This is a genomic window from Thalassobacillus cyri (assembly GCF_900107755.1).
Taxonomy (GTDB): Bacteria; Bacillota; Bacilli; order Bacillales; family Halobacillaceae; genus Thalassobacillus; species Thalassobacillus cyri.
This window is the reverse complement of record NZ_FNQR01000002.1, coordinates 337,827-350,449: the sequence shown is the minus strand read 5'-3', so window position 1 is coordinate 350,449 and position 12,623 is coordinate 337,827. Positions and strand designations below refer to the sequence as shown.

The window sequence follows — 12,623 nt, the reverse complement described above, 5'->3', positions numbered from 1 at the left end:
ACGATGATAGAGCATTTTTCTTTCAAGGTTGCCAGGTTTATGATATACATTTAGGATGACGACATAATATTTAGGGTATCGAAGTATTTATTTTGAAAGAAGTGATTCATTATCGTTGACCAAGAAAAACTGGCACAACGAAATCTGTTCATTATGTGGTTTGCCAATTTCTTCATTGCAGGAAGCATAACCATGGTTTTGCCCTTTTTATCTTTATATATAGAAAGCTTCGGTAACTTCTCTGAAGCATATGTGCAAAAATGGTCAGGGTGGGTGTTTGGTGTCACCTTTGTGACTGCTTTTTTGTTTGCGCCTATCTGGGGACGAGTTGGGGACAAGTATGGCAGAAAGAAGATCTTAATCATTTCTGCCTTTGGGCTCGGACTCTCTGTTTTCTTGATGGGACTGGCCGACTCGGTCTTGCAGTTGTTTTTCCTCCGGTTATTCATGGGGGTTTTCACTGGATTTATTCCGATGTCACAAGCACTGATCGCAACACAGACACCGAAAAACATTGCTGGCAGGGTGCTTGGAACCCTGCAGACCGGGAGTATCACGGGAAGTTTGATGGGCCCGATGCTAGGTGGATTATTAGCTGATTCTTTCGGTTATTCTGCAACTTTCCAGGGAACATCGATCACTGTCTTTCTATCAGGTTTGATTGTCATCTTTGGAATCAAAGAAGTGAAAATGGAAGATGAAAATAGTGCTAATAAAACCAGTTATTCCAGTAGGGAAGTCATCCGCCATATTATCAGGCATCCAGTACTGGTAATGGTCATGCTGGTCTCTTTGTTCGTGCAAATTGCCCATTTCAGCATCCAGCCTATTTTGTCCTTATATGTTGCTGAGTTGCATGGTGCTGCCAATCTTGCTTTCTTTTCAGGAATCGCATTCTCCGCAGCAGGGTTAGGTAATTTGTTGATGGCCAGACGCTGGGGCCGCATTGCTGACCGGGTCGGTTATGTCAAAATTCTTGTGTTCCTTTTATTCATGGCAGGAATCGTTTATTTACCAGGCGCGTTCGTTACAAGTATATGGCAGTTAGTTATTATCCGTTTTCTGCTGGGGGCTTCAATCGGAGGAATTATTCCGGTACGGTCTGCCTACATTCGCCAGGAAGCTCCACTCGCTATGCAAGGGGAAGTGCTCGGCTATAATACCAGTATACGTTTCTTGGGAAATATGATTGGACCTGCACTCGGTGGAATGCTTTCCGGGTATTTCGGTTTTTCATCCGTATTCTTTGTTACCAGTACATTACTCGTAGCCTCTGGCATTGCCATGTATTTGACCATGCAGCGAAACCCGCATGCTGCTGAACACCATGCGCATTCCGTCTAAATATGGAGAAGCCTCCCGTTTTTTCACGAAAAAAAACGGGAGGCTTATTTTTATTTTCATGAAAACGGTTTATAATATAGGAAAAAGGTCTTTCAAATCCTACCTATTTTCCTATTTAAAGGGGCGCTTCTTATGAAAAGAATCTTCTTCCTCCTCATATTATTTCTCATTACAGCTGCCTGCAGCCAATCGGAGCGTACTATTTTATCTGTTAAAGACCTTACTTTAAAGAATACTGACGTCCAGGCAAAACAAGACTTCCCTGCCAACCCCAAAATAACCCTCTCCGCTATCGGTGATATTCTGATCCATACTCCCGTTTATCGTGATGCACAAACTTCCGGGGGTTATGATTTCACCCCCATGTTCAAGAATGTTGCACCCTACCTGAAAAACACCACGATATCGATTGCTAATCAGGAAACAATGATAGGGGGAACCGACTTCGGCCTGTCGGGATATCCTGCTTTCAACAGCCCGCGGGAAGTCGGTACTGCCTTGAAGACGAGCGGGATCGATGTCGTTTCGATTGCCAACAACCACACCCTTGACCGTGGTGAAAAAGCGATTGAACAGGCAATCTCCCATTGGAATGCTATCGATATGACCTATACAGGCGCCTTCAAAAGTCAACCAGATCAAAACGACCTCCGTGTAATACGAACATCAGTAGGAATCGATGTCGCATTTTTAAGCTATACGTATGGTACGAACGGAATACCGGTGCCTGAAAATAAAGATTATCTTGTCAATTTGATTGATGAACAAGCCATCAGGTCTGAAGTTAAGCAAGCGAATCAAGTGGCAGATGCCGTTGTTGTCAGTATGCATTTCGGCGAAGAGTATCAGCGTATACCTAATGATTATCAAAAAAAATTAGCCCAGCTTATATCCGATGCCGGTGCCCATGTTATTCTGGGTCATCACCCTCATGTACTTCAGCCAATTGAAATGCTTCAAGGAAAGAACGGAAATGAAACACTTGTCATTTACTCCTTAGGAAATTTCCTCTCTGCTCAGGAAGAAACCTACAGGCGGATCGGAGGCATCCTGCAAGTGGAGCTTGAAAAAGACAGAAAAGATGGATCGGTCTCTATTAATCAACCTGCGTTCATACCAACGATCGTTGACTATACCCCTTTTGCCAATCACCACGCAGGCACAGACTTTAAGGTAGTGCCGATGCATAGCTCTCTTCAGGAAGAAGTCATCCCTGAACAAAAAAAGGTATTCGAGGATATTAAACATCACATGTCCCAGTGGCTTCCTGAATTACGTTTTCCTTCTTTATAAAAATATGATATTTCTCACACCATCAACAACCGAGCTGTATAAAGCTCGGCTTTTTTTATCCATTTATTGAAGGTGGGTTTAAAATTACTTTAATATTGTGAAAATAATATTGGAATCCGTTCCCATAAACTTAATATCGCTATTCTTCATGCATGTTTTATCCTTAAAAAATGTAAGGAGATGTGAAAATACCTAGAAAAACTCCAACATTTTTACAAAAACTGAAGTACTTAGGTAAAACACAGCCAGAGACAGAACACAGTGAAATGTCCCCAAAGTCGCGGAGCAATTTCTTGTATTGCCTTGATATAGTGAATGGCTCCTTTCCAGGTAGTTCTTCACCCCCTTCCCCCTGATATGAACGTATGTTTCGCATCCTTAAACGATCTCCTATACACTTATGTAGAAAAAGAGCGGCTAAAGGAGGTCTATCAATGACCAAAGAACAAACAAACAGATCCACCAACTTTAATACGATCCTGATATTAAGTGCCGCTGTATGGCTTGTTGTAATGAACACAACGATGTTTAATATCGCATTACCTACTATATTAGAAGATTTTTCTTTAGCTCCTTCAGAGGGGGCATGGATTGTCTCTGGATATTCAATCGTATTAGCTATTTTTACGATTACTTATACCCGCCTTTCGGATTACCTGCCGCTTCGAATGCTCTTGATTATTGGTATGATCATTTTTGGAAGTTCATCATTGCTGGGTTTTTTTGCAGATAGTTTTACTTGGTTGTTGATCGCCAGGTTATGTCAGGCATCTGGAGCTGCCGCCATTCCTGGGCTTTCCTTTGTATTTGCCAGCCGTTACATCCCTGTATCATATAGAGGAAGAGCCATGGCAATTATCGCTTCAGCTTCTGCTTTAGGATTTGGATTAGGACCTGTAGCAGGTGGAATTATCACGCAGTTCCTGAGCTGGAATTACCTATTTATCATTACTTTATTTGTTGTAGCTGTCATCCCGATTTTAAAAAAGAAAATGCCTGAGGAAACCGTAGAAAAGGGAGCTTTCGACATTTTAGGAGGATTATTGACTGGCGGGACAATTACCTCCTTTCTGCTTTTTATTACGACCTATCACTGGTACTACCCGGTTATCGGCTTGTTACTGGCAGTCTTATTATGGATGCGGATTACAAGGGCCCAACTACCGTTCATCCAACCCGAACTGCTCCAAAATAAGCTTTATCGGCGTCTTTTATATATAACGTATATCGGCTTTGCTACTAACTTTGCCATTTTATTTTTGATGCCGCTGATGCTCCAGCAAATCTATAACCTGGGGCCATTATTAATCGGTATGGTAATTTTCCCCGGGGCTATACTCTCTGCAGGCGCTGCTATCATCGTAGGAAAGTTGATAGATAAGTTTGGAAATATCATCGTGCTTGTCAGTGCTCAAGGATTATTGCTTTTATCCAGTATGATTTTATACTTTTTATTTGCTGTCAACTTTTACATGATTATGTTTGCCTACCTGTTTACCAGTTTTGGCTTTTCCAGCTTATCTTCCAGTTCTACCAATGAAGTATCGCGGATATTACCGGATGAACAAATCGGTGCAGGGATTGGCCTGAAACAGCTTACCCACTTCATTGGAAGTGCTTCAGGAGCAGTGCTGGCAGGAATTTTATTGGAAGTTACACAAGCCACTGGGGCAGCTTCTTTCCTTCTTCCACTTCTGGTTCTGATTATTGGGATGAGTTATTCCTATACAATCGCCTACGTTTATATCAAGAAGAAACCAAAAGAAAGACCCTAACTTCCAAATAAAGGGTCTATTGAAAACCATCTCTTGTTGAAATTTTTTCAAAAAGTAGATATGATATAGTGTGGCAAAAAAATGTTATCACACTTGCAATGTGAAACAGGAGGAATAAGAAATGAGTAATAAAGACTACCGTGTGTTGTTATATTATAAATATGTCGATTTACCAGAATATGAGGAGTATGCGGAAGAGCATTTGGCATACTGCAAAGAATTAGGTCTGAAAGGGCGGATCATCGTTGCCCCTGAAGGGATTAACGGAACCGTATCCGGAACAGTTGAGCAGACCGATGAATATATGAAGCAAATGCATGCAGATGAACGATTCAAAGAGATGATTTTTAAAATAGATGAAGTAGAAGGTCATACTTTCAAAAAAATGCACGTACGTGCGAAATCAGAAGTCGTCAATTGGAGCATCGAAAATGATGACATCGATCCGAAGTCATTCACCGGCAAGCGCTTGAAGCCGAAAGAATTTTATGAAATGCTCCAGGATGAAGATACCATCGTGATCGATGGTCGTAATGAATATGAATATCGTATCGGCCACTTCCGCAATGCCATTCAGCCGGAAGTCGAGACTTCCCGCGAGTTTCCAGAGTGGATTGCTGAAAATGCCGATCAATGGAAAGACAAAAAAGTACTCACTTACTGCACTGGTGGCATTCGCTGTGAGAAGCTGACAGGCATTCTGATGAAAAACGGTGTGGAAGATGTCTATCAGCTGGATGGCGGTATTACCACTTACAGTAAAGATCCTGATGTAAAAGGCCGCTACTTCGACGGGAAAATGTATGTGTTTGACGAGCGGATTTCAGTTCCTGTCAACCATACGGAAGAAGACACCGTTATCTCAGAATGTGAACACTGTGGTAAAAAAGAAGACCGCATGATCAACTGCAGCAATCCGATTTGTAACCGTCAATATGTGTGCTGCGAAGAATGTGAAATCGAGCAGCATGCCGCATGCACTACGGAATGCCGCGAGCATCCGGAAAATCGCTGGGACGTAGACAGACAAAAACAAATCGATAAATATGATCGAATCCAAACGCAAAACTAATTTAGTTTCTGCGTGGGCACTTCAAATAACGTTGGTCTCTAACAGGCCAACGTTTTTTAATTTATAAGTGAAGTGATCGTTTCGATTCCCCTTTCTTATAAGCTTCGTTAAATATCAGTTTTGTCCTTTAACATTGCAGAGTTGCTATATACATTTAAGTAAAGTCCTTTACGTAATATAAGGAAATTTAGGAGGTATTTATTTGATGCTGGATATCATTCACCTGGATGCTACAGCTCAGAAGCAATTGATAGAACAGAAGGAAATCAGTGCTTATGAATTGACCGAGCATTACATAAAAAGAATTGAAAAGTTCAACCCTAAATTGAATGCTGTGGTACATACCATGTTTGACCAAGCCCTTGAGCAAGCAAAACAATATAAACCGGATGCCACCTTGTTCGGAGGCGTCCCTTTTCTTATCAAAGACTTGAATAATATTAAAGGTCTCCCGACTACTTCAGGTTCGAAACTGATGGACGGTTTCACCGCGATGGAAGACGATATTTTTGTGAAGCGCTACCGAGAGGCTGGGTTAATTTTTCTTGGTAAAACGAATACCCCGGAGTTCGGTTTTTTACCCACAACGGAACCAGACCACCTGGGGCCAACCAAAAATCCATGGGCGTTGGACAGGTCCTCCGGCGGTTCCAGTGGAGGTGCAGCAGCAGCAGTGGCTTCAGGAATGGCTCCTTTCGCACACGGCAGTGATGGCGGCGGATCAATACGGATTCCTGCTTCTGCATGCGGGTTGTTTGGTTATAAACCTTCCAGGGGGCAAGTGCCTTTTGGTCTGTATATGAATAACTTTGGAGTTAACCATGCACTGACCAAATCAGTCAGGGACAGCGCAGGACTGCTGGATATTATCAAGGGGGCTGGGCCAGGAGAAAGCTACCCTTCCTTTGCCGAGAATACTCCCCTTCTTTCGAATATTGATAAGGATCCTGGCAGGCTTAAGATAGCAGTAGATCCTGATTGGAGGGGGCGCGTTTCTATCTCTGAAGAATCCAGGAATGCAGTCAACCATGCCGTTCGTCTGCTTGAATCTCTTGGTCATGAAGTTAAATATCAGCCTTTGCCATTTGAATTTGAAGCCTTCGCCAACCACTTTATAACAAGCTGGATTGCTGGCGGCTCCCTTTTGATTAAACATATGGCAAAGTGGAATGAGACGAAACCTTCAAAAGATAAGTTAGAACCTATTTCCTATCATGTGTTCAACCTGGGGTCTCACCTCTCCGCTTCTGAGTATGAGGAAGCAAGAGTGATGCTGATGAGAGAATCACAAAAAATCCATACTTTCCACGACCAGTATGACGTGCTGTTGACTCCTGTTTTGAATGGATTGCCTTCTCTTCTTGATTCCTTCTCTAATGGTGAAGATGCGACAAAAGATATGATGTACAATTTTACGGATATTTGCAGTTTTACACCAATTGCAAATGTAACCGGTCAGCCTTCGATGAGTGTGCCTTTATATTGGACAGCACATGGACTACCGGTTGGTGTTCAGTTCACCGGCAGACTTGGCAAGGATGATTTGATGTTCCGCCTGGCTGCGCAGCTTGAGCGTGCACAATCCTGGGCGTCCTATTATTAACCATTGCATCTGTAAAAAGTTTTTACGTTTGTTTATTAAAATCCTTTAGGTGGTATCGTTCACTAGCGAAAAAGTTAAAGGAGGCAGTATTCATGAAACCGACAGATCGTCAAACAGAAGGACAACCAAAACAGGTTCAGGACAGACAGCCAGGGTTTCGGGAGCCGATGGAGCCTAAACCGATTGTCGAAGATGATGATTATAAAGGCAGCGGAAAGCTGAAAGATAAAGTAGCATTGATTACAGGCGGAGACAGCGGAATAGGTCGTGCTGTGGCCATCGGATACGCCAAAGAAGGCGCCCATCTGGCAATCGTCTATTTAGATGAACACGAAGACGCGGAAAGCCTGAAAGAACGGGTAGAACAAGAAGGAGTCAAGTGTCTCTTGATTGCTGGTGATGCTGGAGAAGAACAATTCGCCAAGGATGCTGTACAGCAGACGGTCGATGAATTCGGCAAATTGAATATTTTAGTTAATAATGTTGCCGAACAGCATCCACAAGCAAGCCTGGAAGAGATTTCGACAGAACAAATGGAGCGTACGTTCAAGACCAACTTTTATTCCTACTGGCATTTTACAAGGGCAGCTGTTCCTCATTTGAAGGAAGGAGATGCCATCATCAATACCACTTCGATCAATGCCTATCGTGGAAACAAAGAGTTGATCGACTACACTGCTACAAAAGGTGCTGTGGTCGGTTTCACACGCTCGATGGCACAAGTGTTGGTAGATAAAGGTATTCGTGTCAATATGGTGGCACCAGGGCCGATTTGGACCCCTCTTATCCCGTCCAGTTTTGATAAGGATAAAGTCGAAGTATTCGGAACCAACACTCCGATGGATCGTCCTGGTCAGCCTGTCGAACATGTCGGCAGCTATGTACTCTTAGCTTCTGATGATTCTTCTTATATGACTGGGCAATGTATCCACATTAACGGAGGCCATTGGATGAGCAGTTAAAAGACCAAAAGCGCATGTGCCTTGCTCACCCCCGACAAGCTTAAGACAAGCCTCGCCGTGACGTTTTGTGTCACAGAGAGGATTGACTTAAAACCTCGAGGGGGTAGGCACTGGCCGATGAAAATGCCACGTCCTGTGGCGTCATCGGCACTAGCACGTCCTATGCGTCGGAGCTGGATGCAGCCCGCTACAAAGGGTTATCTCCGCCCAATAAATAATTACTTAGACATTTAAATAATGCCCCAGGAGTACAGCATGTTCTCCTGGGGCATTATTTTTGTTTACGATGAAATTTGGCTGGTTTGTTTTTGAGCTGCTTTGATAAGACAGCGTCCTTTTCCGTGCGGGATACACATTGGTGTACCAAACAAAGGATCCTCCCTGACATCACACGTCATTTCAAAGACATCCTGAACCATTTTACATGTTACAATATCTTCCGGCTTTCCTTGCGCATAGACTTTTTTATCCTTCAAAGCGACGATATGGTCGGCATACCTGCTCGCAAGGTTGATATCATGCAACACCATCACAATTGTTCGGCCATGATCCTGATTTAAATCAAATAAAAGGTCCAGAATTTCAATCTGGTGAGTCATATCCAAATACGTTGTAGGCTCATCCAGTAACAACGTGTCCGTGTTCTGGGCAAGTGTCATGGCAATCCATGCCCGCTGTCTTTGCCCGCCTGATAACGAGTCCACCGAACGGTCTTTCAGTTCAAGCATGTTGGTCGCTTCTAAAGCAGTCTGTACAGCTTCCTCATCCTGCTTTGACCATTGGCGTGCCCAGCTTTGGTATGGGTAGCGTCCCTGCTTCACCAATTGCAGCACAGTCAGTCCTTCCGGAGTAACAGGGCTTTGCGGCAAGATAGCCATCTTCTTTGCCACTTCTTTGGTGCGCATCTTTGAGATATCTTTATTATCTAGCACAATATGGCCGGACTGCGGTTTCAGAAGTCTGGCTAATGAACGCAGCAATGTAGACTTTCCGCAGCCATTTCCACCAATCAATACCGTTACTTCCCCTTTAGGTATCGAAATATCAAGGGAATCGATAATAAGATCTTCTCCGTATCCTAGCGACAAATCATTGGCAATCAGCGTTTTCATAGTAATCTCTCCTTTTATGACTGCTTGCTTTTATAAAGCAAAAAGATGAAGTAAGGCGCACCGATCGCAGCCGTGAAAACTCCGGCAGGAACTTCAAGTGGTGAAAATAATGTGCGTCCCACCAGGTCAGCACCAAGTACGACAATCGCACCGACTAATGCTGATACTGGTATCAAGGAACCGTAGGAAGAACCCACCAAACGCCTGGCAATATGGGGAGCCATCAATCCAACAAAACCGATCCCGCCAGCAAAGGCAACGGCAGCACCAGTCAATGCCGTGCACAATGCTAAAAAAATCAGCCGGTCCCTTTGAAGATGAGCCCCAATACCTGCAGCAGCTTCTTCCCCTAATTCTTGAGCATTGATTCTTCTTGAAATAATCAATGAAAATATAAACAGAACCAGAACGACAGGAATCAATATTTTAACTTCCGCCCAATTGGAACCATATACACTTCCAGTCAGCCATATATTTGCTTGGGAAGCACGGAAGATAGGTCCCAGAATCATGAACATCGTGATCAATGCCTGGGTCAATAAGGAAATGCCTATTCCTATTAAAACCAGTGTCATGGGCGCAATTCCATTTTTATAAGCAAGAATGTATACCATAAACCCAACAATGATGGCTCCAATGAAAGAAGCCAAAGGCAACCACTGAAGACTTACGGTCAATGCATTGTCCTCATTACTGAACATGGCCAGGAATGCGACAACTGCTACCCCTGCACCACCTGTGATTCCAATAATATCTGGTGATGCGAGTGGGTTTCTGATCATTCCTTGTAGAATTGCCCCACTGACTGATAACGCAATACCCACAAAAAGTGCGGTTAAAATCCTTGGCATCCTGAATGAGTTGACTACCATTTGATTTATTTCATTTCCCTGCCCGATCAAAACTTTGATTACATCCAGAGGATGAACAAAGATTTCACCCAGGGCTGCTGAAAATAAAAACAACGTAACTAAAGCGAGAAGAAGCAGTGCGGATACGACCATCGACCTGGGATCGAAAAGAAACGAGATCCAATCATTTTTTGTACGAAATACGCGATATCTGCTCATGTGCTTTTCAATCCTTTACGGGCAATGTAGATGAAAAATGGTGTTCCGATAATTGCCGTCATGACACCAACCGGAACCTCTTCCGGCATAATGACATACCTTGCAGTGATATCGGCAACCAATAATAAGATAGCTCCTAATATGCCTGCATAAGGGATTACCCAGCGATGATCCTGCCCAACGATTGACCTTGCAAAATGGGGCACTACGATCCCGATGAAACCTATCGGACCAGCAACCGCTACTGCTCCTCCTGCTAAGAGTACAACCAGGATGCCAGAGACTGCTTTTATCCATCCGGTTCTCTGGCCCAGACCCTGAGCTACATCCTCCCCCATGATCAAAATATTGATATGACGGGAAATGAGCAGGGACCCAATCCATGCAGCTGCAAGATATGGAAATACGGAAGAAAGGTATTCCAGGCTTCTTCCCTGCACAGATCCTGCCAGCCAAAACAATACTTCATCCAGAGCCTTTTCATTCAAAACGAGCAGCCCCTGGGTAAAAGAAGAGAACAATGCCGCAATGGCAGCACCGGCCAATGTGAGCCTTACTGGTGTTAAGCCCTGCCGGCCAACAGAGCCGATTGCGTACACCGTGACAGCAGCCACTGTTGCTCCTAAAAAAGATACCCATGCCATTCCTTGCAGAGAAATAGACTGGAAATAGGAGACTGCAAGTACAACGAACAAGGAAGCTCCTGCATTAATTCCGAAAATCCCAGGAGATGCGAGCGGGTTTCGGGTAAGTGCCTGCATCAGTACACCAGCTATAGCTAAAGAAGCTCCTACCACACTGGCAATCAGTGCCCTCGGTAGCCGGACATCTTTTATAATGATATGTTTATTAGTTTGTTCAAAATGAAAAAAAGCTTGGTATGCTTCTTTTAGTGTTACATCTGTATAACCTAAAACGATACTCCCGCAGAGAAATAAGATAAGCAGCAGAAGTCCGGCAAGAATACCTGACCATTTCGCACCGGCTGTCCTCAACACCATAATTTTTAATCCTCTCATTATACGGAAACTAGTAAATTCCTTACATAATCAAGTCTATTTGACCCATGCCTTACTGTCAATGATTTTGAGAATCATTTTCATTTATGTCACAAAATATTTCAAATTTCCATTGACTAAAGATAATAGATTAGGTAAGCTACTAATTGTGAATGATAATCATAATCAATTAGGGAGTGGAAGGTATGTTTAGGAAATACTTACCTGCATTTATGTTAATGTTGGTTTTATCTCTTGTTTTAGCAGCTTGCGGAGGGTCTTCTAACGAAGATGCGAAAGAAAATCAAAGCAATAATAACGAGGGAAGCGAAAGCACGGGGAATTTTGAACCATATACCATAGAACATGCGATGGGCGAAACTACAATTGAAAAGAAACCGGAGCGTGTTGTTATACTTACGAACGAAGGTACGGAAGCTTTGCTGGCACTTGGAGTCAAGCCAGTCGGTGCCGTTAAATCCTGGACAGGCGATCCTTGGTATGACCACATCAGTGACCAAATGGAAGGCGTTGAGGTTGTCGGTGATGAATCAAACGTCAACATAGAAAAAATCCTGGAATTGAAGCCTGACCTGATCATTGGTAACAAAATGCGCCAGGAAGATATTTACGACAAGCTTAGCAAAATTGCCCCTACCGTTTTTGCTGAAACATTACGCGGAGAATGGCAGACGAACTTCATGACCTATTCGAAAGCGTTGAATAAGGAAGACAAAGGGAAGCAATTGATTGCCGAATATGACCAAAGGCTGGAAGATTTCGCAAATAAGGCTGGAGATAAACTGAACCAGAAAGTATCTGTCGTCCGTTTCATGCCTGACCATGTCCGTATTTATCACAAGGATTCCTTCTCAGGGGTTATCCTGGATCAAATTGGCTTTAAACGACCTGAATCCCAGCAGGCAAATGATTTTATGGAAAAAGCAACAAAAGAACGTATCCCAGCCATGGATGGAGACGTCCTCTTCCATTTCACGTATGAAACTGGAGATGGAGCAGCAAATAAAGTAAAAGAAGAATGGCTGAATGACCCACTATTCCAGAATCTTGAGGTCGTTAAGCAAGGGAATGTCCACGAAGTAAGTGATGCAATCTGGAATACAGCAGGAGGATATATTGCTGCAAATAAGATGGTAGACGACTTGGAAAAAGTATTCCTGGAAGAAGAAAAATAATATCTGATAAAAGGGCTGTCCTGGTGGGCAGCCTTCCTTTATGTAATAACAAAAACCGCCCTAGCGTATAGAGCGGTTTTACTAGACAATCCTTGTTAGTTCTAGACGCCAGTATGAGTTTACTGGACAACTTCGAAAAGATACTAGACATTATTCGTGATTTTGTTAGACAAAAGGTGATTTTACTAGACACTTCTT

General features: G+C 43.3%; 10 protein-coding genes. 7 read left to right on the top strand and 3 right to left on the bottom strand.

The window, feature by feature from the left end; all coding sequences use genetic code 11:
* The first annotated feature begins 153 nt into the window (after positions 1 to 153).
* The 6 genes from BLV00_RS03945 (at position 154) to BLV00_RS03915 (ending at position 8,049) form a co-directional block, all read left to right on the top strand.
* Complete coding sequence (locus tag BLV00_RS03945; RefSeq protein WP_093042615.1) at positions 154 to 1,344, top strand: MFS transporter; 1,191 nt, start codon at positions 154 to 156, stop codon at positions 1,342 to 1,344.
* Positions 1,345 to 1,476: 132 nt separating this feature from the next.
* On the top strand, positions 1,477 to 2,637 hold the full coding sequence (locus tag BLV00_RS03940; RefSeq protein ID WP_093042614.1) for a CapA family protein: 1,161 nt from the start codon (positions 1,477 to 1,479) through the stop codon (positions 2,635 to 2,637).
* A 434-nt stretch (positions 2,638 to 3,071) separates the two neighbouring features.
* Complete coding sequence (locus BLV00_RS03930; RefSeq protein WP_093042610.1) at positions 3,072 to 4,412, top strand: MFS transporter; 1,341 nt, start codon at positions 3,072 to 3,074, stop codon at positions 4,410 to 4,412.
* Positions 4,413 to 4,533: 121 nt separating this feature from the next.
* Complete coding sequence (gene trhO, locus BLV00_RS03925) at positions 4,534 to 5,484, top strand: oxygen-dependent tRNA uridine(34) hydroxylase TrhO (RefSeq protein ID WP_093042609.1); 951 nt, start codon at positions 4,534 to 4,536, stop codon at positions 5,482 to 5,484.
* 205 nt (positions 5,485 to 5,689) lie between these two features.
* On the top strand, positions 5,690 to 7,087 hold the full coding sequence (locus tag BLV00_RS03920) for an amidase (RefSeq protein ID WP_093042607.1): 1,398 nt from the start codon (positions 5,690 to 5,692) through the stop codon (positions 7,085 to 7,087).
* A gap of 92 nt (positions 7,088 to 7,179) precedes the next feature.
* On the top strand, positions 7,180 to 8,049 hold the full coding sequence (locus BLV00_RS03915; protein WP_093042605.1) for an SDR family oxidoreductase: 870 nt from the start codon (positions 7,180 to 7,182) through the stop codon (positions 8,047 to 8,049).
* Positions 8,050 to 8,330: 281 nt separating this feature from the next.
* Here the strand turns inward: BLV00_RS03915 and BLV00_RS03910 are convergent, their stop codons facing one another.
* From BLV00_RS03910 to BLV00_RS03900, 3 genes are read right to left on the bottom strand one after another with little or no spacing between them, the layout of a single operon-like run.
* A complete protein-coding gene (locus BLV00_RS03910; RefSeq protein WP_093042603.1) occupies positions 8,331 to 9,161 on the bottom strand; it encodes an ABC transporter ATP-binding protein in 831 nt (276 codons plus the stop codon).
* A 14-nt stretch (positions 9,162 to 9,175) separates the two neighbouring features.
* Complete coding sequence (locus BLV00_RS03905; RefSeq protein ID WP_093042601.1) at positions 9,176 to 10,231, bottom strand: FecCD family ABC transporter permease; 1,056 nt, start codon at positions 10,229 to 10,231, stop codon at positions 9,176 to 9,178.
* Positions 10,228 to 11,232 (bottom strand): FecCD family ABC transporter permease, encoded by a 1,005-nt coding sequence (locus BLV00_RS03900; protein ID WP_093042599.1) that lies wholly within the window; start codon positions 11,230 to 11,232, stop codon positions 10,228 to 10,230. Before BLV00_RS03900 ends, BLV00_RS03905 begins: the two co-directional genes overlap by 4 nt.
* A 203-nt stretch (positions 11,233 to 11,435) precedes the next feature.
* Here BLV00_RS03900 and BLV00_RS03895 point away from each other — a divergent pair, with 203 nt between their 5' ends.
* Positions 11,436 to 12,425 (top strand): ABC transporter substrate-binding protein, encoded by a 990-nt coding sequence (locus tag BLV00_RS03895; protein WP_093042597.1) that lies wholly within the window; start codon positions 11,436 to 11,438, stop codon positions 12,423 to 12,425.
* The last annotated feature ends 198 nt before the right edge of the window (positions 12,426 to 12,623 follow it).

Bases quoted from the DNA above. Each gene is read 5' to 3' on its own strand.
- BLV00_RS03945 (WP_093042615.1), top strand. From the start codon at position 154: ATGTGGTTTGCCAATTTCTTCATTGCAGGAAGCATAACCATGGTTTTG.
- BLV00_RS03940 (WP_093042614.1), top strand. From the start codon at position 1,477: ATGAAAAGAATCTTCTTCCTCCTCATATTATTTCTCATTACAGCTGCC.
- BLV00_RS03930 (WP_093042610.1), top strand. From the start codon at position 3,072: ATGACCAAAGAACAAACAAACAGATCCACCAACTTTAATACGATCCTG.
- trhO (WP_093042609.1), top strand. From the start codon at position 4,534: ATGAGTAATAAAGACTACCGTGTGTTGTTATATTATAAATATGTCGAT.
- BLV00_RS03920 (WP_093042607.1), top strand. From the start codon at position 5,690: ATGCTGGATATCATTCACCTGGATGCTACAGCTCAGAAGCAATTGATA.
- BLV00_RS03915 (WP_093042605.1), top strand. From the start codon at position 7,180: ATGAAACCGACAGATCGTCAAACAGAAGGACAACCAAAACAGGTTCAG.
- BLV00_RS03910 (WP_093042603.1), bottom strand. From the start codon at position 9,161: ATGAAAACGCTGATTGCCAATGATTTGTCGCTAGGATACGGAGAAGAT.
- BLV00_RS03905 (WP_093042601.1), bottom strand. From the start codon at position 10,231: ATGAGCAGATATCGCGTATTTCGTACAAAAAATGATTGGATCTCGTTT.
- BLV00_RS03900 (WP_093042599.1), bottom strand. From the start codon at position 11,232: ATGGTGTTGAGGACAGCCGGTGCGAAATGGTCAGGTATTCTTGCCGGA.
- BLV00_RS03895 (WP_093042597.1), top strand. From the start codon at position 11,436: ATGTTTAGGAAATACTTACCTGCATTTATGTTAATGTTGGTTTTATCT.